Below are 20,250 nucleotides of genomic sequence, written 5' to 3'. Positions count from 1 at the left end.
CCTCCCCTCGGCACCTTTTTGCAGATTCAGCAGTCCGGACCGATGGAGGGTTTCGTCATTGTCTTGTACTATTCGAACATGAGAACCGCAGCCCCCGCCCCGGCCATCCGGGTCTACAATCTGTTCGGCGAAGCCGGTGACCTGCCCGACGTCGTCCATTGCGAGACGATTGCGTCGCGCTCCGTGCTGCACGACTGGACGCTCGCCGTGCACCGCCACGCCCGTCTGCACCAGGTGCTGCTGATCGAGCGCGGCGGCGGCGAAGCGACGCTCGATGGACGTGTGGCGCCGCTCAAGCCGATGCGGATCGTCAACGTACCGGTCGGCCATGTCCATGGCTTCCGCTTCGTGCCGGGGACCCAGGGCTGGGTGCTGACCATCGCTGCGGAAATCCTGGATGAGGCCCTGCTCGCCGCCGAGGGCCTGCGCGGCGTGCTGTCACGATCGGCCGTGGTGCGCGGCACGCCGCAGATCCGCGCGACGATGAAGCAGATCTTTGCCGAGCACGCCGCGCGCGATTTCGGCCGCGCGCATGTGTTGCGCGCGTTGTCGGCGGCCATGATCGGACTCGTGGCACGCGCGCTGACAGGCGAGAGCGGCACCGGTAGCAGCTCTGAATCAAATCTGTTCCGCCGCTTCGAAGCCTTACTCGAACAACATCACCTGGAGCGCTGGACCGTTGCGGACTATGCGAACACACTGGCGATCACGCCGACCCATCTCAACCGCATCACACGCGCAGCGACCGGCGACACCGCCTCGCATCTGATCCTGAACCGGCTGATCCGCGAAGCCCGCCGCAACCTCGTCTATACCAACCTGCCGGTCTCGACGATTGCGTATGCGCTCGGCTTCGAGGACCCCGCCTATTTCAGCCGGGTCTACGCCGCCGCCACCGGGCTGTCGCCGCGCGCGTTTCGGGAGCAACTGCTTGGCGGCGAATAGCCCGCCGGCTCGCGCCCTCTTGCAAACGGCGTAGCCATCCCTTATGTACGCGCCTCACTTTGTAATCAGGCAACCGACAATGCGGCAGTCACAGCAAGCATCAGTGCTGATGATGACGGGAGGGCTAATGCCCTCGTCCGCCGTGGATCTGCTTTGCGCCTGAACGAACGTCACACCTGACAATCGAAGCGGCCCGGAGCGGATACGGCTCCGGGTGCCGAACGAGCTCTCGCGGTGCCCCGAGTCGTGCAAATCCAGCACGGGAGCTCGAGCACCACAGGTGTCCTATGTCCAAAGAGAAGTTCACTCGCCTCAAGCCCAACTGCAACGTGGGCACGATCGGCCATGTGGACCATGGCAAGACGACGCTGACGGCGGCGCTGACGAAGGTCTCGGCCGATTACGGCTGGGGCGCGTTCGTCTCCTATCAGGACGTCGCCAAGGCATCGGCTGCGCAAGGTACGCGTGACGATTCCAAGATCCTGACGATCGCGACGAGCCACGTCGAATTTTCGACGGCGGCCCGGCACTACTCGCACGTCGACTGTCCCGGCCACGCTGATTATGTGAAAAACATGATCACCGGCGCGGCCCAGATGGATGGCGCGATCCTGGTCGTCTCCGCCGTGGACGGACCGATGCCGCAGACGCGCGAGCATATTTTGCTGGCGCGACAGGTCGGCGTACCGCGCCTCGTGGTGTTCCTGAACAAGTGCGACGTCGCTGATGACCCGGAGCTCGTCGATCTCGTCGAGATCGAGGTGCGCGATCTGCTGTCGAAGTATGACTACGACGGGGATAACGTGCCGGTCATCCGCGGTTCGGCCATTCAGGCGCTGCGCGGCGAGACGGGTCCGTTCGCGGATCAGGCGATCCTGAAGCTGTTCGAGGCGCTCGATACCTTCATCGAGGTCCCCGATCGGCCCAAGGACCGTCCGTTCCTGATGCCGATCGAGGGCGTCCAGTCGATCTCCGGCCGCGGCACCGTCGTGACCGGGCTGATCGAGCGCGGCACGGTCAAGCTGGGTGACGAGGTCGAGATCGTCGGCCTCGGCGAGACGCGCAAGTCGGTGGTGACGGGCATCGAGACCTACCGGAAGATCCTCGAACAGGGGCAGGCCGGCGACAATGTCGGCTGCCTGCTGCGCGGGATCGACCGGGAGGCGGTGCAGCGGGGCCAGGTGCTCTCGCGGCCAGGTGCCGCGAAGCCGCACAAGGCGTTCCGGGCGGAGGTGTACGTGCTGACGAAGGACGAAGGCGGGCGGCATACGCCCTTCTTCAAGAACTATCGTCCGCAGTTCTACTTCCGCACGGCCGACGTCACCGGCACCGTCCAGTTCGACGACGGCGTCGAGATGGTGATGCCGGGCGACAGCGCCGAACTCACGATCGAGCTCAACAAGGCGATCGCGCTCGAAGAGCGGTCGCGCTTCGCGATCCGTGAAGGCAACCGGACCGTGGGTGCCGGCATCGTGACTGCGATCGTGGAGTAACGAATGGGGGCCGGGTCGACCGGCCCCCATTCAACTATCCTCAATCGGACTTACGTACCGAACCTTCGTCGATAATCCTGCGGTGCGGTCGCGAGCACGCGCAAGAAGCTGCGGCGCATGGTCTCCTCGGAGCCGAAGCCGCAGCGCTGGGATATCCGCTTCACCGGCAGGCGCGTCTCCGACAGCATTCGCCGCGCAGCTTCCACCCGCAGCCGCTCGATGGCCCGAAGCGGCGTCAGTCCGGTCGCCCTGGCATAATGGCGGCTGAAACTGCGCTCGCTCATGCCGGCCTCGTGCGCCAGCCTGGACAGAGAGAGGTCACCGGCGAGGTGCGTGCCGATCCACTGGTGCAGCGCGCCGAATTCATCCTCGGCGGATTGCAGCGACAGCGCCTCGCTGAACTGCGCCTGCCCACCGGGCCGCTTGAGAAAGACGACGAGATAACGCGCCACGGCCAGCGCCGTGGCGCGGCCGAGATCTTCCTCGACCAGGGCCAACGCCAGATCGATGCCGGCCGTCACGCCTGCCGATGTCCAGATCGCGCCATCGCGCACGAAGATCGGATCGGGCTCGACGCGCACGGCCGGGAAACGCCGCGCGAGCTCGGCGCAATACGACCAATGGGTCACCGCACGGCGCCCGTCGAGCGCGCCGGATGCACCGAGCAGGAACGCGCCGGTGCAGACCGACGTCACGCGGCGCGCCTTCTTCACCCGCTGCCGCAGCCAGTCCAGCAGCACCGGATCGGAGGCGGCGGCATCAACGCCCGGGCCTCCCGCAACCAGCAACGTGTCCAGCCCGCTGCCGGCGCGCGGCAGCAGCTTCGTTGCAATCTCCAATCCCGAGGATGCCGTCACACACGCGCGGCCTTTCGCCACCACGCGAAGCACATAAGGCGGCGTTCCGCCGGCCTCCGCGATCTGCTCGTTGGCGGTCGCGAAGACCTGGAGCGGACCGGTGACGTCGAGCAGTTGCACCGACGGATAGGCCAGCACCTCGATCACGCGCACGGAGTTCCGCGTGGTGCGCGACCTCGAACTTGGCGAGAAACGAGGGTTCTTTGGCATTTGCGCCAAAGCCTGCCCGGTTATGTTGCCGCTGTCCAGCCTCGAGGAGAGACCATGACCACCAAGACTTTTACCAAGACCGCCCCGCCGGACTGGCTTCTCGCGATGTGGAAGGAGATCGACGACAAGACCTTCGGCAAGGGTTTTGACTGTTTCGCCGAAGACGCGATCTGCAATCTCGGCGTCGCCGACTGGCACGGCCGCGAGGCGATCCGCAATAATCTGCGGCAGTTCATCGACCGCGGCTTTACCGCGCTCCATGATGTCGTCGAGTTCTGGGATAGTCCCGAGCTCAAGATCTTCCACGGCAAGGTCGCGATGCGCTTCGACGATCCCACCATCGCAGCCGTGAGGCCGACGATGGCCCATTTCTTCTACATGGACGAAAAGGACCCCAACAAGGTCAAGCGCTGGATCGGCGCGGTGGGACCGACCGGCTTCTAGCCGGCGCGCCGCCGACAAAACGCGGCGGTGCAAGCTCAACTACGATAAGAGAGCCGGCCTCATCATCGGATGCGGCCGGCTCATTCCCGATCAGGCGAAGGGAACGTCGAAGGCGGCCATAACCGGGATCGGGTGAATTTGCACCGGGCCCGCCCCTATTCCCGGCGCCTCTACTTACCTTCGTATAGAACGACCAACCCTTTTGATAGAATTCGTTTACCTCCGTACGATTGAGGCCGGAATGCCCACGCCTTATCGTGGCTGCATTCGGCGCCCAGGCGCTGGTGGCACGGGACCTCCCTAACCTTGGCGCAAGACGGCCACACCCTGTCCGGTCGTCTGCGCCGCCTTTTCAGCAGGCCGTAGCCACCTTCGTGTTTCCCGGCCGCCACATCGAGCCCTCGCGGTCGAAACTGCCGGCTTCCATGCGAAACTGGAGCTTCGTGCATAATGTCTTCGTTTGAGAAGATCGCACTCTTCATCGATGGCTCCAATCTCCATGCCACCTCCAAGGCGCTCGGTTTCGACATCGATTACAGGCGTCTGCTCAGCGAATTTCGCAGCCGGGGCGTGTTGCTGCGAGCCTTCTATTACACGACCGTCATCGAGGATCAGGAATACTCGTCAATCCGCCCATTGATCGATTGGCTCGACTATAACGGGTATACCGTCGTCACCAAGTTCTCCAAGGAGTTCGTCGACGCTACCACCGGCCGCCGCAAGATGAAGGGCAGCATGGATGTGGACCTCGCCGTGACGGCGATGGAGCTCGCCGGGCACGTCGATCAGATGGTGTTGTTCTCGGGCGACGGGGATTTTCGGTCGCTGGTTCAGGCGGTGCAACGCCGCGGCGTCCGGGTGACCGTCATCTCCACGCTAGCCAGCCAGCCGCCGATGATCGCCGACGAACTGCGCCGGCAGGCGGACATCTTCGTTGACCTGGCGGAACTGAAGCCGAAAGTGGGACGCGATCCGGCGGAACGGCCGGGATCGCGCGAGATGCGTCAGCAACCGCCACAATTCAACGCGCGCGGGTCGGTGAATCGAAGCGACCGGCTGGAATGATCCGGCGCGACGATCCCCGGATCGTCAGACGTCGAAGAACACCGTCTCGTCGGGCCCCTGCAGATTGATCGTGAAGGAATAAACAACCTTGCCGGCACGCTCGCTGCGGGTCGCGATCAGCGTCTTGCGACGCACTGGAGGTTCGACCAGATTGAGCACCGGATCGCCGGCGTTTGCGGCTTCTTCATCGGAGAAATAAAGCCGCGTGTTGAGCCCGATATTGATGCCGCGCGCGACAATCCAGATGTTGACGTGCGGCGCGCATTTGCGCCCCGCCTTGTCGGTGATGGCGCCCGGCTTGATGGTCTCGAAGGTGACGAGCCCATTCTCGAAATCCGAGCCGCCGCGGCCCCAGCCGCGAAAATCCCCGTCCAAAGCGCCGGCGGAGCGATCGGCCGGATGATTGTAGCGGCCGGCCGCGTTGGCCTGCCAGATCTCGAGCAGAACGTCGCGCAGCGGCGAGCCGCTGCCGTCGATCACCTTGCCTTCCAGCGTGATGCGCTCGCCTTGCGTGTTCGGCGTCACCAGCACGTTGGAAAAATTCTTCTCGAAAATGTCGAAGCCGGCCATGGCCGGAATGAGGCCGATATGGACGTAGGGCCCGGCAGTCTGCGAGGCGGTTTCCTTGAGATAGTTCAGCGGCTGCGGCATGGCTCAGTTCCCCTCCGGGCGGTTCTCGAAATAGGTGGAGCGCTGACCGCGCAGCACAATGTCGAAGCGATAGGCGAGCGAGTCGAACGGCGTCGAGGCGTTAAGGTCGAGCGGCGCGACCAGACGTTCGAGCGCGTCCTTGTCCGGGATTGTCGTCAGGATCGGGCAGACCGGAATGAGCGGATCACCCTCGAAGTACATCTGCGTGATCAGCCGCTGTGCAAAGCCCGAGCCGAACACCGAGAAGTGGATATGGGCAGGACGCCAGCTGTTGACGAAGTTGCGCCAGGGATAGGGGCCCGGCTTCACGGTACGGAAATAATAGTAGCCGGTGTCGTCAGTCAGCGCGCGGCCGCAGCCGCCGAAATTCGGATCGATCGGCGCGAGATAGGTGTCCTTCTTGTGCCGGTAGCGGCCGCCGGCATTGGCCTGCCAGAACTCGACCAGCGTGTTCGGCACGCCGCGGCCGGTCTCGTCCAGCACGCGACCGTGGACGATGATGCGTTCGCCGACGGGATCGCCGTCCTTGGCGTAATTGCGGATCAAATCGTTGTCGAGCGGCCCGAGATCGTTGTGGCCGAACACTGGCCCGGTGATCTCCGAGACCGAGTTCTCGATCGATAGCAGCGCCTGGCGCGGCGAACGCAGCACCGAGGATTTGTAGCCGGGCGCGTAGGCCGGCGGATGGATGGTGCGGTCGCGCTGGAAGAAGCCGCCGTCACGCGGGGTGAACGGCTCGGGGCTGTTGAGGCGGGGATCCCTTAAGGCTGGCGCCTGGGCATTCATCGGCGTTGTCTCTCCCTGTAGCGCCTCGGTCCGGGCGCGCGGCTTATCGGGAGATCATGGGCCGGCCTATTCCACAGATAAATAGATCGATTATAATATATTGCATGAAAGAAATCGATCATTTGGCGCTGGACGGCCACGCCCTCGAACTGTTCCTCGCCGTGCTGGAGGAGGGTTCGGTGACGGCCGCCGCGACCCGGCTCGGCCTGACGCAATCGGCCGTCAGTCACGCCCTGAACAAGCTGCGGCGGATCGCGGGAGATCCGCTGTTCGCCAAATCCGGCCGCGGCATCGTCGCGACCGCCCATGCCCAGGCGCTGGCCGCAAAGGCGCGGGCGCTGATCGACGAGATGCGCAGCTTCGCCGGCGGCGTCACGTTCGAACCGGCAAGCGCCCAGCTTTCGCTGACGATCGCTGCCAATGATTTCCAGCGCGACCTGCTGCTGCCGCGCTTCTTCGGACATGTCGCCGCGCAGGTGAAGAGCCTCAATCTGCGCGTGATCCCGTCGCAATCGCCCTCACCCGCCATGCTGCGCGAGAATCGGTGCGATCTCCTGATCACACCGCTGCCGCCTTCCGGCATCGACATCGTGCAGAAACGATTGCTGCGGGATCATTACGTCTGCTATTTCGATCCCAAGGCACGCGCCGCACCGGCCAGTCGCAGCGCCTATCTCGCCGCGCGCCACATCACCGTGGTCTACACCGACAACGAGCGGCTCGACTTCGACCGCCGGCTCGCCGCGAACGGCTTTCACCGCGACATCGCCATCTCCGTGCCGAGCTTTTCCGGCGTGCCGTCGTTCCTGCGCGGGACGCAGATGCTGGCGAGCATGCCGAGCCTGCTGGCCCCCGGCGTGATGCACGGCTTCGCGCATGCGCGGATTCCGCTAGCCTCGCGCACCCGCACGCTGGCCGAGCTGCCGATGTTCATGGTCTGGCACCAGCGTTATCAGAAGGACCCGGCCCATCGCTGGATTCGCGCGCAACTGGAGTCCATGGCAGCGACGGCCGCCGCCTGAATCCGACGCGTCGATTGCGAACGACGGTTCATTGGCGACACCACGAGGACGTGCGAAGGCAACGCCGATGCGAAGGCGTTCGGAGAAGCCTTGTGAAGTCCAGCCTGTGCCTTCTGACGGCCTGCGATTCCCTTCAGAGGCCGCTTGCCGATTTCACGATTCCCCGTATGCAAGCCTTCGCGGCAGCACAGGGATACCAGCAGCGTTTCGTTCACCGCAATGATTGGAAACGTCCGCGCGGATGGCTGAAGATCGAGGTGATCCGCGCCGCTCTCGAAGACAATTTCGACTTCGTGCTCTGGATGGACGTCGATGCCGTCGTGCTCCGTAACGATGTCGATGTCAGGACCGCTGCGATAGATGCCGCCGACCTGTACATGACCTGGCACGGTCCCGACACATCCGAGATCATGGCCGCCGATTTCGTGCCGCACTTCAATTCAGGCGTCATGCTGATCCGCGTGACCGACTGGTCGCGCGCGTTTTTCGAACGGGTCTGGGAGATCGGCCAGGTGCAGCATGCCTGGTTCGACCAGGCGACCATCCTTCACGCGCTCGGCTATGATGACTGTCTGGGACTTGGACCGGATCGCCCGGACGAATCCAACCGGTCTCATGTCGCGCGTCTCGACACGGCCTGGAATTCGATCCCCGGGCTCGCCACCGCGCCGGACCCGATCGTTCACCACTATGCCGGGATCAGCAATCCGTCGACGCGGCTCAAGATGGTCGAGGCGGATGCCCTGACGGCGTCGATGCGCGAAGGGCTCGATGCCGATGTGCGTCGGGCGATCGCCCGCCAGTTCGGCCTGTGGCGCGAGGACGCGGCCATGCGCGACTGGGTCACCGGCGAGCGGGATTCCGCCCTCGCCAAACGGTACGAGCTCGCGTCGGAGCGGGATCAGGCGCGGGCGCAATTGGCGGCGGTCCACAGCTCGACGTCCTGGCGGGTGACAGCGCCGCTGCGCTGGACCAAGACGTTGTTTCAGCGCCGGTCACGATAGTGCTTGCCGGCAGCCGCGACGGTGGCCTGCCCTTCGCCAAACCCACTGGTTGCGCGCGGGCGGCCACGCTAGAATTCGGCCATGACAGTGACCGATATTGCGAGCCGAACCTACAATCACAGCTGGCGGCTGGATCCCATCATCCGCAGCCTGCTTGATACCGACTTTTATAAGCTGTTGATGTTACAGATGATTCGGGAATCATACCCAAATCAGCAGGTGACATTTTCGGTCATCAACCGCTCGCGCCATGTCCGCCTTGCCGAGATCATCGACGAGGGCGAGCTTCGCGCCCAGCTCGACCATGCCCGCACCATCCGCTTCACCAAGAAGGAGCTGATCTGGCTTGCCGGTAACACCTTCTACGGCAAGACCCATATGTTCTCGGCGGATTTCATCCGCTGGCTGTCCGAATTCCGCCTGCCCGAATACGAGCTGCGCAAGGTCGAGGGGCAGTATGAGTTGCATTTCCACGGGCCCTGGACCCACACCACGATGTGGGAGATTCCAGCGCTTGCCATCCTCAACGAGTTGCGTTCGCGCTCGGCGATGAAGGGCCGCGGCCGTTTCGAGCTCGACGTGCTCTATGCCCGCGCCAAGGCCAAGCTGTGGACCAAGGTGGAGCGGCTGCGCAAGCTTGAGAATCTGAGGCTCTCTGACTTCGGCACCCGCCGCCGGCATGGCTTCCTGTGGCAACGCTGGTGCGTGGAGGCGGTGAAGGAAGGGCTGGGCTCGTCCTTCATCGGCACCTCCAACGTGCTGCTCGCGATGGACAACGATCTCGAGGCCATCGGCACCAACGCTCATGAACTGCCGATGGTCGCCGCCGCACTCGCCAAGGACGACGAGGAATTGCGCTGGGCGCCCTATCGCATTCTCGATCAGTGGCGCCAGACCTATGGCGGCAACCTGCTGATCGCGCTGCCGGACGCGTTCGGCACCAAAGCCTTCCTGCGCGACGCGCCGGAATGGGTGGCCGACTGGACCGGCTTCCGTCCCGACAGCGCGCCGCCGATCCAGGCCGGCGAGGAAATCGTCGCCTGGTGGGAGAAGAAGGGCCGCAACCCCAAGGACAAGCTGCTCGTGTTCTCCGACGCGATGGATGTCGGCTCGATCGAGGAGACCTATCACCACTTCTCCGGTCGCGTGCGCCTCTCGTTCGGCTGGGGCACCAACCTCACCAATGATTTCGTCGGCTGCGCGCCGGACGGCACGTTCAACCTCGATCCGATCTCGCTGGTCTGCAAGGTGTCGTCGGTCGACGGACACCCCGCCGTCAAGCTCTCCGACAATCCGGAGAAGGCGACCGGCATGCCCTCGGAGATCGAGCGTTACCTGCGCGTGTTCGGCGATGCCGGCCGTGTCCGCAAGCCGGTGCTGGTCTAGTCCGATCCAAATTCTCTCAATCGGGTAAATCGCGAGGATCGGATTCGCGACATCGGCGCGCCGATGCCGCGCTGGTTCCGGTTCAGCGGCATTTGCGACGATCTGCGCGCATCCGTTTCACAGCGCTTTCACCCTGCGAGACAGTCTCTCTGCTCTTTCAGGTTGAGTTAAGCAGCGTTCCCGCCTCATTGGCGTTATCAGCGGAACGCTCCGCTGGGATCGTTGAGTGATTTGGGGAACGCAGAGTGTTTCGCAGAACTGCAGCGTCGGCGAGGGAACGCAGCTTCCTTCACGTCATCAAGCTCGTCTCGCCTTTCGTCATGGTCGTCGTGCTTCAGGCGGCGATCGCGGGATTCAGCCTGGAGGTGATGTCATCGGTTCGCGCCTATGTCGCGGGCGAAGCGATGTGGTCGCGCTCGCAGAAGAACGCCGTCTATTCCCTCAATCTCTATCTGCGTTCGGGCGAAGCCCACCAGTTCGCGCGGTATCAGAGTTCTCTCGCCGTGCCGATCGGCGACGAATATGCGAGATGGGCCCTCGAGGGCGATCCGGTCGACGTCGAGCTCGCGCGCATCGGCTTCCTGCAAGGCGGCAACCATCCCGATGATGTTCCCGGCCTGATCTGGCTGTTCCGCTATTTCAACAAGGTCAGCTTCCTGCGCGAAGCGATCCGCGAGTGGACTGCCACCGATCCGATGCTGCTGGAGCTCAGCGTGTTCGGTGAAGTCATCAAGAGTGAACTGAAGAACGGCCCCATTGGAGATAGCGACCGGCTGCAATTCCTGTCGTCGCGGCTGTCGGAGCTCAACAGGCAGTTCACGGGTCATGCCGAGCGGTTCTCGACGGTGCTGGGCGAAGGCTCCCGCGCCATCAAGTTCACGCTGACATGCCTCAACATCGTCACCGCCGCGACCCTGATCCTGCTCCTGATCTGGCACACGCGGCGTCTGGTGCTGCAACGGCAGGCGTTCGAGGATGCGCTGCATGCCGAGAAGGAGCGCCTCGCCTTTCAGGCTTCGCATGACTGGCTGACCGGCCTCGCCAACCGGCGGGCCTTCGAGGCGCGCCTGCAGAGCGAGCTCGATGGTCGCGGCGAAAATACGCTGAGCCTGATCCTGCTCGACCTCGACCAGTTCAAAAGCGTCAACGACGGCTGCGGTCATCTCGCCGGAGATCGGCTGCTGTGTCAGGTCGCGCGACTGTTGCAGCAGGAGCGGCGGCCACAGGATCTGGTCGCACGGCTCGGCGGCGACGAGTTCGGCCTGATCCTGCCGCAATGCGCTCCGTACGACGCCGTCGACATCGCCGAGCGGCTGCGGCGGTCGCTCGAGCTGTTCAACTTCGCCTGGGACGATCAATGCTTTGCGGTGACCGCCAGCATCGGCGTCGCCTGCATTGCCGACGCCGACACCACGCTCGAAGAGGCGATGCGCCGGGCGGACGTGGCCTGCTATCGCGCCAAGGAAAAGGGACGCAACCGGGTTCAAGTCGACAACGGAAAACCGGACGTCGTGCTCGTCGCCGCGCGGCCGCGCGAAGCTGCCCGCGCGTGATCGTCGCAATTACCGCGCCGGCAGGATCCCGAGACCCAGGAGATGCGCGTCCAGGAACTGCGTGACCTGCTGGCGAAGCATCTGTGGCGGCACCGCGATCATTCGTTCTTCGAGGCCGAGCGAGATGATTCCATGCACTGCGGAGAACAGCGTGCGCGACAATAGTGCGATCTTCACGTCATCCGCATCCGGCAACACGCGCACCAGAGGCGGATGCATCAACGCGAAGGCGTCCATCACCATCTGAAGAATGTCGTCGGGATAGGGACGGTCGTCTTCCATCCGATGCTCGAACAGCGAGCGCAACAGATTGGCGTTTTCGGCGAAGAATTCGAGATAGGTCTCCGCCAGACCATAGAGCTGGCGGACCGGATCCTCAGCCGGAACCTTCCCCAGCCGCGCCGTCAGCGCCTGAACCGTTTCCCGATTGACCGTCAGGATCACCCCGTCGAAGTCGCCGAATTCGTTATAGACGCTGCCGACCGAGCAGCCTGCGGCCTCGGCCACGTCCCGAACCTTCAACGATCTCAATCCCTTAGTTGCGATAATGCTGCGGGCGATCTCCAGGATCTGGAGACGCCGTCGATTTTTTTTCTGGTCTCGCAGCGATTCTTCTTGAACATTGTTCATTTTCAAGCTACTCATGTGAACATTGTTCAAATTAACTCGGAGACCAGCAAAATGCAAACCCTCGCTGTTGATATCGCCGCCACCTTTCTCGATGACGCCGCGGCCATCTTGAGCGGCTTCGGCCGCGCCGTGCTGCGGATCGTCATGGCCCCGATCGATCGGATCGCAAATGCCTGCGACATTGCCGGCGTCCTCGCCGAGCGCCGCGCAACCTTCCGGATGTGGCGGTCCAGCCGGGCCCGTGCCCGCCACGAGCGCCGCCGCTTCAGCCTGCTCGGCCGCTTGAACCCCTTCCGCCATCTCGCCCACCTCACCTGAGGGGAAGCCGGTGCGCATGCGAATCCACTCGAATGCGAGGATTGGCCGCAACAAAAGACTCAATATGTCCGGAGATTCGTGGCCGATGCCGCTGATGTCGGAGATGCCGTTCAGCTTTTCCTCATCGGCCGTCGCGATATCCCCGTAAGCGCGGCAATTCCGCCCGAAACCGCGGCCGCAACCGGATAATTGCGAACCTAACGAGACCACCTGGAGACCAACAGGATCGGAAGGATCGAGGGGACTGCGCAGGCCGATGACCGTCGTCACCCTGCAATCGCTCCGCCCACACCCTTCCGGTCGTGACGTTTCACCGACAACGCAACAACCTCAGGCTGCCTCCCCGAAAACAGGACTCGTCATGATCAGGGATTTGATGTCGTCTCGCCGCTTCGCGCCGCTGTTCTGGGCGCAATTTTTCTCGGCGCTCAATGATAACGTGCTCAAGAACGCGCTCGTCATCATCCTGCTTTACAGCGCCGCGACCGGCCACGGCGATGCGCTGGTGACGGTGGCGGGCGCCGTCTTCATCTTCCCCTATTTCATCCTGTCCGGACTCGGCGGCCAGCTCGCCGACAAATACGTCAAATCGGTCGTCGCAAGGCGGTTGAAATTCGCCGAGATCTTCGCTGCGGCCTTCGCCGCCGCCGGCTTCTTCATGCACTCGGTGCCGCTGCTGTTCACGGCGCTTGCGCTGTTCGGCATCATCGCCGCCCTGTTCGGCCCCGTAAAATACTCCATGCTGCCGGACCAGCTCGAGCTCGGTGAGCTCGCGACCGGCAACGCGCTGGTCGAAGGCGCGACCTTCATGGCCATCCTGCTCGGCACCGTCGCGGGTGGCCAGTTCGTGGCCGGCTCCGCCCATATGGGCTGGGTCGCATCGGCCGTGGTCGTGCTGGCGCTGTTGTCGTGGGCCTTCGCCTCCCGCATTCCGCAAACGACGCCGTCCGCGCCCGATCTGCCCGTCGATGCCAATCCCTGGACCTCGACGCTCAGCCTGTTGAAGACACTCCATGCGGACCACCGGCTGTGGGACGGCACGGTGATCGTCTCCTGGTTCTGGCTGGTCGGCGCGATCGTGCTGTCGCTGCTGCCGGCGCTGGTCAAGGACGTCGTCGGTGGCAGCGAAGGCGTGGTGACGCTGTGCCTGGCGATCTTCGCGATCGGCATCGCCATCGGCTCGCTGTTTGCGGCCAGCCTCAGCCACGTTCGCCCGAACCTCGCGCTGGTGCCGATCGGCGCCATCATGATGGGCTTTGCCGGCATCGACCTCGCCTGGGCCATCGGCGTCACGGTCAAGGGTAACGACATCGCCGCGGTCGATTTCGCAACCTCGTTTGCGGGCCTGCGCATGCTGGTCGACTTCGTCGCCTTCGCTTTCGGCGGCGGGCTGTTCGTCGTTCCGTCCTTTGCGGCGGTGCAGGCCTGGTCGGCTCCGAACGAGCGTGCCCGCATCATCGCCGCCGGCAACGTGCTGCAGGCCGCCTTCATGGTGATCGGCTCGCTGTTCGTCGCACTGCTGCAGGCGGCCGGATTGCATGTCGGCTGGATCTTCCTCGGCCTGGGTGTCGCGAGCTTCGGCGCGGTGTGGTTCGTGCTGACGAAATGGGGCAAGGAAGGCGTGCGCGATTTCGGCGGGCTCTTGTTCCGCGCCCTGTTCCGCACCGAGGTGCGCGGGCTCGAGAACCTGCCGCCTCCGGGCACGCGCATGCTGATCGCGCCCAATCATGTCAGCCTGATCGACGGCCCGCTGCTACACGCCGTGCTGCCGATCGACGCGAGCTTCGCGGTCGATACCGGCATCTCCAAGGCCTGGTGGGCCAAGCCGTTCCTGCGCGTCGTCAAGCACTACACCATGGACCCGAGCAAGCCGCTGGCCGCACGCGACCTGATCAAGCTCGTCGCCGCCGGCGAACCGGTCGTCATCTTCCCGGAAGGACGCATCACCGTCTCCGGCTCGCTGATGAAGGTCTATGACGGCACCGCGATGATTGCCGACAAGGCCGACGCCGTGGTCGTGCCGGTTCGCATCGAAGGCGCGCAACGCTCGCATCTCAGCTACCTCAACGGCAGCCAGATCAAGCGCTCGTGGTTTCCGCGGGTGACGGTGACGATCCTGCCGCCGGTCAAGCTTCCGGTCGACCCGGCGCTGAAAGGCAAGGCGCGCCGCAATGCCGCGGGCGCGGCGCTCCAGGACGTCATGATCGATGCGATGGTCAAGAACGCCATGCTCGACCACACGCTGTTCGAAGCGCTCGGCCACGCCTATCGCGACCGCGACACCGGCAAGGTCATTGTCGAGGACGCGCTCGGCACCAAGCTGACCTATCGCAAGCTGATCCTCGGCGCGCAGGTCCTGAGCCGCAAGCTCGAGACCGGCACGATGGCCGGCGAGAATGTCGGCGTGCTGCTGCCGAACTCCGCGGGCGTCGCCGTCGTCTTCATGGCGCTGCAGAGCATCGGCCGGGTTCCGGCGATGCTCAACTTCTCCGCCGGCCCGGTCAACGTCCTCGCCGCCATGAAGGCTGCGCAGGTCAAGACCGTGCTGACGTCGAAAGCCTTCATCGAGAAGGGCAAGCTCGACAAGTTGATGGCCGCGATTTCGGCCGAGGCCCGCGTCGTCTATCTCGAGGACGTCCGCGCCTCGATCGGCACCGCCGACAAGATCAAGGGCCTGCTCGCCGGCACCGCACCGCGCGTTGCCCGTCAGGCCAACGATCCCGCCGTCGTGCTGTTCACATCGGGCTCGGAAGGCACGCCCAAGGGCGTGGTGCTGTCCCACCGCAACATCCTCGCCAACGCAGCGCAGGCGCTGGCGCGGGTCGATGCCAATGCCAATGACAAGGTGTTCAACGTGCTGCCGGTGTTCCACTCGTTCGGTTTGACCGGCGGAATGATGATGCCGCTGCTCGCGGGCATTCCGATCTACATGTATCCCTCGCCGCTGCACTATCGCATCGTGCCCGAGCTGATCTACCAGACCGGCGCCACGATCCTGTTCGGCACCGACACGTTTCTCACCGGTTACGCACGTTCGGCGCATGCCTACGACTTCCGCACCCTGCGCCTGGTGATCGCCGGCGCCGAAGCGGTCAAGGACCGGACGCGCCAGGTGTTCATGGAACGCTACGGCATCCGCATCCTCGAAGGCTATGGCGTCACCGAGACGGCGCCGGTGCTGGCGATGAACACGCCGATGGCCAACCGCCCCGGCACCGTCGGCCGCCTGTCGCCGCTGATGGAAAGCCGCCTCGATCCGGTCCCCGGCATCGAGGAAGGCGGACGCCTCTCGGTGCGCGGACCGAATGTGATGCTCGGTTATTTGCGGGCCGAAAACCCCGGCGTGCTCGAGCCGCTCGCCGAGGGCTGGCATGACACCGGCGACATCGTGGCGATCGACCCGGCCGGCTTCATCACCATCAAGGGGCGCGCCAAGCGCTTTGCCAAGATCGCGGGCGAAATGGTCTCGCTGTCGGCGGTCGAGAGCATCGCGACGACGCTGTGGCCGCAGGCCGCGTCGGTCGCCGTGTCGATCCCCGACCAGCGCAAGGGCGAGCGCATCGTGCTGCTGACGACGGAGAAGAATGCTGAGCGCAGCGCAATGCAGGCCCAGGCCAAGACGATCGGGGCCTCCGAGCTGACCGTGCCCGCAACGATCATGGTGGTCGACAAGGTGCCGCTGCTCGGCACCGGCAAGACCGACTACGTCACGGCAACGACGATGGCCCGCGAGCAAGCGACGCCAACATCGGAGCGCGAGGTTGCGTGAGATAAGACCCATCGCCGTCGCGTCGGACCTCCGGCGCGACGGCGTGGGCTTGCTTCACGGCATCGGGGTTGGCTCCTGGACGCTGAAGCGGCTCGAACGAACGCTGCAGCGCCGCGGTTTCACGACGCTCAATCTCGACTATGCCAGCCGGAAGAGGCCTCTCGAACAGCTTGCGGAGGACATCCACGCGTCAATCGCCGCATTCGCCGAGCAATGCGGCGGCACGATCCACTTCGTCGCTCATTCCATGGGTGGCTTGCTCGCGCGCGTCTATATTTTCAGGCACCGGCCGGCGCGGCTCGGCCGCGTCGTGATGCTGGGCACGCCCAATCACGGCAGCGAGGTCGCGGATCTCGTGAAGGATCTCTCCGTCTACCGCGCAGCGTTTGGGCCGTCCGGCCAGCAATTGACGACCATCCTGGATCCCGTGCTCGCCGCTCTGCCGTCGCCGGACTATGCGGTCGGCATCATCGCGGGGTGTCGCACCATCGCGCCGATCGCCTCGGCCTTCGTCCTGCCACGGCCCAATGACGGCAGGGTTTCCGTCGCGAGTGCGAAGCTCGACGATATGGCCGATCACATCGTCGTCAAGGCGTCCCATACCGGGCTGCCGCGCCATAGCGTTGCGATCGAGCAGACAATCGCCTTCCTGCACGACGGCCGCTTCAGCCCAATCACCTGAGCAAGAGATAGCGAACCGGATTGTCATCGCATTGGCCGGCGCCACACTCCAGCACCGTGGACAGCAGGTTTGCGGCAACCAGCAACGCGAAGATGGCGAACACCGCGTTCGATGCCGGCCCGCTCATCGGCGCAGCGGCATCTCGCTCACCGGCCAAATCCTTCAAGATGAAGACCAGCGCGACATAGCAGATCATGCCGACGGCCGCGATCAGCGCCCAGGTGTAGAAATGCAGCCCGAACAGCGCCGAACCATATCCGGCGTCGCCGGGTGCGAGATGCAGCGAGACCTGCCGCATCGAAATGATTCCCGTGACGAGGCTGGCGATCAGGATCATCGCATAGTGCGACGGACGCTCACCGACGCGAATGTTGAACAGGAACCCCATGCCGATCGCGATGAAGCCGGCCCGCTGCAGCAGACACAGCGGACATGGCAGCTCGCCGAACGCAAGTTGATAGAAGAACGCGATCGCCAGAACCAGCGAGATCCCGAGCAGCCCGAGCATGTTCAGGACCGCACCGACCGATCGCTGTTCGCTCATTTCCGTCGTGCTCATCTCGCCCCCGTCAGAACGAGAACTTCAGCGGATCGGTCGCGTGGTGAAAGAACCACGCGATGGTGACGACGATCGTCGCGCTCCAGAGCGCATAGCTCAGTCCCGCGCGCGAACGCCAGACCGACGCGCAGCCTGCAAGTGCCAGCAGGAAAGGCAGAAACATGTACATGAGCGCAGGCTCTCCCAGGCGATTCGCGCATCGCGCGAACCGCGCAAGAGATACGTCAGCCCTGCACGCCCCTCAAGAGCCGGCTTCGCTGCGCCGCTCCTGAGCGTAGCGCACCAGCGCCGCGAAGCGATAGATGCCGTGCACGAACTTGCCATAGGGCATGGTGATGAACAGCGCGAACACCGCACCGAGATGCAGCGCCAGCAGCGGCCCCATGGCCGGAGTCTCGCGCAGGAGCAGAAGCAGCATGCCGGTGAAGCCGGTCAGGAACAGCATGGCGATGAAGCCGACATCCATGCCGTAACGGTTCTCGTCGAGCAGGGCCGGATCGCGGCGCGTTTTCGCGAGGAACAGGCCAATCGGACCAACGACGAGCCCGATGCCGCCGAGGGTGCCGAGCACCACGGGCAGATCCCACAACGGATACGGCGCCTCGCGGCCGAGAAGATAGTGGTACAGCGTAGCGACCGAGGTCGCGGCAAAGCACAGCAGGAAGCCATAGAACGTCAAATGATGGAAAAACTTGCGACGATCGGTCGGCGTGTCGTCCTCGTTGTAGCAGCCGACCCCGCCGCCATGGAGATAGCGCAGCTCACCGGCGTCCCGGATGGCCTGGAAAATGGAGCCACCATCAGCCCGCCCGCCGATCGGCGTGCCGATGTCGCGCCAGAACGCGCGGACGCTCATGACCAGTGCGAGGATCGCATAGAGAAAGGCAGCGCTGAACAGCACGGCCATCGCATTGTGCGGCATCAGCTTATAGAAGGCGCCAGGACCGGTGTGCACGCCGAGCAGCACGCTGCGATCGTTCAGGGCCGCAAAGCCGAAGATGAAGGCCGCCATGCTCAGTGCAGCGACGATGCTGATGACGAGGCCGTTGCGTGCGAAGGCGCCGGACAGCGCCTGCGGCCAGGCATAAGCGGCATAAGATTCGGCGCGCGCGACCGCCAGCGTCTTCGGGACGTTGACGTTGAACTCGTGCGGTGGCGAGAACTGGCAGTCGACGTAGCAGGCGCCGCAGGAATGGCAGAGGTTGGCGAGGTAGTTGAGATCGCCGTCGGAGAAGGCGCGGCGCATCTCCATCGCGGGAAATACCGCGCAAAGACCCTCGCAATACCGGCAGGAATTGCAGACCGTCATCAGACGGTCGGCTTCGTCCAGAATTCTAGTTCCGTGCATGTTTCGCCGCTTCCCGTCCTGCGATCCGCCCGAACACGCTGCCGATGGTCATGCCCATGCCGGCGGCATACCCCTTGCCGAGCACATTGCCCGCCATGATCTCGCCGGCTGCGAACATGTTGGCCGACGGCTTGCCGTCTGCCATCAGCATCCGCGCCTCCTTGTTCACACGCGTGCCGAGATAGGTGAAGGTGATGCCAGGCCGCACCGGATAGGCGAGATAAGGCGGCGTGTCGATTTTGCGCGCCCAGTGCGTCTTTTGCGGCGTGATGCCTTCGGTGCGGCAATCATCCAGAATGGTGTGATCGAACGTGCCGGGCCGCACCGCGGCGTTGAATTCGGTGATGGTCTTTTCCAGCGCGGCCGGATCGAGCGTCAGCTTGCCGGCAAGCTCGGCGATCGTCTGCCCGGCGATCGGCGGGAACAGCGTCGGCATGAACGAAGTGACGACGGTGGAGTCAAAGATGATGTAGGCGAGCTGGTCGGGCTGGGCTGCAACCAGCCGCCCCCAGATCGCGTAACGCTTCGGCCAGATATCCTCGCCTTCGTCGTAGAAGCGCTGCGAATGCTTGTTGACGACGATGCCGAACACGACGGAGTCATGCCGCGTAATGATGCCGCCGTCGAATTTCGGCGCGCGGGCATCGATCGCAACCGCATGGCACTGGGTGGGATCGCCGACCTCCTGCACGCCCTTGTCGAGCAGCATCTTCAGGATCGAGCCGCGATTGTAGGGCGTGCCGCGGATCAGGAAATTGTCGGCGGCCTCGCCCCAATATTGCTTCAACCATTCGATGTTCGCCTCAAACCCGCCGGCGGCGGCAACCAGCGACGTCGCGCGGACCTCGGCCTCGCCGTTGATCGGCCGCTTCAGGCGCGCGGCGAGAAACATGCCGTCTTCGATCACGAGATCGGTGACCTCGGCGTCATATTCGACGTCGACGCCGAGCCGCTCGGCGGTCAGATAAAGCGCGTTCAGCATGGCGCGGCCGCCGCCGAGGAAAAAGGAGTTGGTGCGGCCGAGGCTCAGAGTACCGCCGAGCGAGGGCTGCCAGCGCACGCCCTGTTCCACGATCCAGTTCAGGATGTCCTTGGACTCCCGGATCATATGGCGGGCGAGCACCTCGTCGGTCTGGCCGCCGGTGACGCGCAGCAGATCCTCCCAAAACTCATCCTCGGTGTAGGGACCGGTCAGGATTTCGGTCGCGGCGTCATGGGCACAGCGCATGTTGCGGGTGTGGCGGGTGTTGCCGCCGCGATAGAACTTTGGCGCACCTTCGAGCACCAGCACCGAGGCGCCGCCGCGGCGCGCCGCGATCGCCGCGCACAGCGCTGCGTTGCCGCCGCCGATCACCAGCACATCGTATTTGCCGCTCATACCGTCAGTCCGATGCGATGAAGTTAGAGACATTCTGCCCGCAGGCAGCCCCGGTCAAGGCTGGCAGCCATTGCGTACTTTTGTATACAAAGATATACAGACGCGATGCAAGCCGCATCTCTGCATGGGCAGGATGCGCATTGCGAGCCC

18 protein-coding genes are annotated in these 20,250 nt (G+C 64.2%); 10 read left to right on the top strand and 8 right to left on the bottom strand.

Annotated elements, in window-relative coordinates:
• Window positions 1-42: 42 nt before the first annotated feature.
• Both NLM31_RS10830 and tuf read left to right on the top strand, forming a co-directional pair.
• Window positions 43-945, top strand: a complete 903-nt coding sequence (locus tag NLM31_RS10830; protein WP_254192217.1) for a helix-turn-helix domain-containing protein — start codon at window positions 43-45, stop codon at window positions 943-945.
• Window positions 946-1,232: 287 nt separating this feature from the next.
• Complete coding sequence (gene tuf, locus NLM31_RS10825) at window positions 1,233-2,438, top strand: elongation factor Tu (RefSeq protein ID WP_254192216.1); 1,206 nt, start codon at window positions 1,233-1,235, stop codon at window positions 2,436-2,438.
• Between the two features lie 50 nt (window positions 2,439-2,488).
• Here the strand turns inward: tuf and NLM31_RS10820 are convergent, their stop codons facing one another.
• Window positions 2,489-3,505 carry a GlxA family transcriptional regulator gene (locus tag NLM31_RS10820; protein ID WP_254192215.1) on the bottom strand — a complete coding sequence of 339 codons (1,017 nt, stop codon included), beginning with the start codon at window positions 3,503-3,505 and terminating at the stop codon, window positions 2,489-2,491.
• Window positions 3,506-3,559: 54 nt separating this feature from the next.
• On the opposite strand from NLM31_RS10820, the gene NLM31_RS10815 reads away from it, so the two are divergent.
• Window positions 3,560-3,949, top strand: a complete 390-nt coding sequence (locus tag NLM31_RS10815) for a nuclear transport factor 2 family protein (RefSeq protein ID WP_254192214.1) — start codon at window positions 3,560-3,562, stop codon at window positions 3,947-3,949.
• 450 nt (window positions 3,950-4,399) lie between these two features.
• On the top strand, window positions 4,400-5,014 hold the full coding sequence (locus tag NLM31_RS10810) for an NYN domain-containing protein (RefSeq protein ID WP_254192213.1): 615 nt from the start codon (window positions 4,400-4,402) through the stop codon (window positions 5,012-5,014).
• 24 nt (window positions 5,015-5,038) lie between these two features.
• Here NLM31_RS10810 and pcaG read toward each other — a convergent pair whose 3' ends face one another.
• Together pcaG and pcaH are read right to left on the bottom strand one after the other, a co-directional pair.
• Complete coding sequence (gene pcaG, locus NLM31_RS10805) at window positions 5,039-5,665, bottom strand: protocatechuate 3,4-dioxygenase subunit alpha (RefSeq protein ID WP_254192212.1); 627 nt, start codon at window positions 5,663-5,665, stop codon at window positions 5,039-5,041.
• 3 nt (window positions 5,666-5,668) lie between these two features.
• Complete coding sequence (gene pcaH / locus NLM31_RS10800) at window positions 5,669-6,451, bottom strand: protocatechuate 3,4-dioxygenase subunit beta (RefSeq protein ID WP_254129145.1); 783 nt, start codon at window positions 6,449-6,451, stop codon at window positions 5,669-5,671.
• 56 nt (window positions 6,452-6,507) lie between these two features.
• Between pcaH and NLM31_RS10795 the strand changes: the two genes are divergently transcribed.
• From NLM31_RS10795 to NLM31_RS10780, 4 genes are all read left to right on the top strand, one after another.
• A complete protein-coding gene (locus NLM31_RS10795) occupies window positions 6,508-7,473 on the top strand; it encodes a LysR family transcriptional regulator (protein ID WP_254192211.1) in 966 nt (321 codons plus the stop codon).
• A gap of 167 nt (window positions 7,474-7,640) precedes the next feature.
• Complete coding sequence (locus NLM31_RS10790; protein ID WP_254192210.1) at window positions 7,641-8,477, top strand: putative nucleotide-diphospho-sugar transferase; 837 nt, start codon at window positions 7,641-7,643, stop codon at window positions 8,475-8,477.
• A gap of 81 nt (window positions 8,478-8,558) precedes the next feature.
• Complete coding sequence (pncB, locus tag NLM31_RS10785; RefSeq protein ID WP_254192209.1) at window positions 8,559-9,863, top strand: nicotinate phosphoribosyltransferase; 1,305 nt, start codon at window positions 8,559-8,561, stop codon at window positions 9,861-9,863.
• Window positions 9,864-10,108: 245 nt separating this feature from the next.
• The gene (locus tag NLM31_RS10780; protein ID WP_254192208.1) at window positions 10,109-11,416 is read left to right on the top strand and encodes a GGDEF domain-containing protein; all 1,308 of its coding nucleotides are present in this window, start codon (window positions 10,109-10,111) and stop codon (window positions 11,414-11,416) included.
• Window positions 11,417-11,425: 9 nt separating this feature from the next.
• On the opposite strand, the gene NLM31_RS10775 is transcribed toward NLM31_RS10780, so the two are convergent.
• A complete protein-coding gene (locus NLM31_RS10775; RefSeq protein WP_254135293.1) occupies window positions 11,426-12,046 on the bottom strand; it encodes a TetR/AcrR family transcriptional regulator in 621 nt (206 codons plus the stop codon).
• A gap of 679 nt (window positions 12,047-12,725) precedes the next feature.
• Between NLM31_RS10775 and NLM31_RS10770 the strand changes: the two genes are divergently transcribed.
• Entirely contained in the window at window positions 12,726-16,133 is a 3,408-nt protein-coding gene (locus tag NLM31_RS10770) for an acyl-[ACP]--phospholipid O-acyltransferase (protein WP_254192207.1), read from the top strand.
• On the top strand, window positions 16,126-16,815 hold the full coding sequence (locus NLM31_RS10765) for a triacylglycerol lipase (protein ID WP_254192206.1): 690 nt from the start codon (window positions 16,126-16,128) through the stop codon (window positions 16,813-16,815). The genes NLM31_RS10770 and NLM31_RS10765 overlap by 8 nt, the downstream gene beginning before the upstream one ends.
• Here NLM31_RS10765 and NLM31_RS10760 read toward each other — a convergent pair.
• The 4 genes from NLM31_RS10760 to tcuA form a co-directional block, all read right to left on the bottom strand.
• Window positions 16,808-17,374: a disulfide bond formation protein B gene (locus NLM31_RS10760; RefSeq protein WP_254192205.1), complete on the bottom strand. Its 567-nt coding sequence runs from the start codon at window positions 17,372-17,374 to the stop codon at window positions 16,808-16,810. The genes NLM31_RS10765 and NLM31_RS10760 overlap by 8 nt on opposite strands.
• 10 nt (window positions 17,375-17,384) lie before the next feature.
• Window positions 17,385-17,543, bottom strand: a complete 159-nt coding sequence (locus NLM31_RS10755; protein ID WP_254192204.1) for a DUF5993 family protein — start codon at window positions 17,541-17,543, stop codon at window positions 17,385-17,387.
• Window positions 17,544-17,615: 72 nt separating this feature from the next.
• On the bottom strand, window positions 17,616-18,722 hold the full coding sequence (gene tcuB, locus NLM31_RS10750; protein ID WP_254192203.1) for a tricarballylate utilization 4Fe-4S protein TcuB: 1,107 nt from the start codon (window positions 18,720-18,722) through the stop codon (window positions 17,616-17,618).
• Window positions 18,709-20,100, bottom strand: coding sequence for an FAD-dependent tricarballylate dehydrogenase TcuA (gene tcuA / locus NLM31_RS10745; RefSeq protein ID WP_254192202.1), 1,392 nt, complete (start codon window positions 20,098-20,100; stop codon window positions 18,709-18,711). The genes tcuB and tcuA overlap by 14 nt, the downstream gene beginning before the upstream one ends.
• Window positions 20,101-20,250 lie beyond the last annotated feature (150 nt).

This window comes from Bradyrhizobium sp. CCGUVB4N (assembly GCF_024199945.1).
Classification (GTDB): Bacteria; Pseudomonadota; Alphaproteobacteria; order Rhizobiales; family Xanthobacteraceae; genus Bradyrhizobium.
The sequence above is the reverse complement of the archived record's forward strand: the minus strand, read 5'-3'. Positions and strand labels throughout refer to the sequence as shown.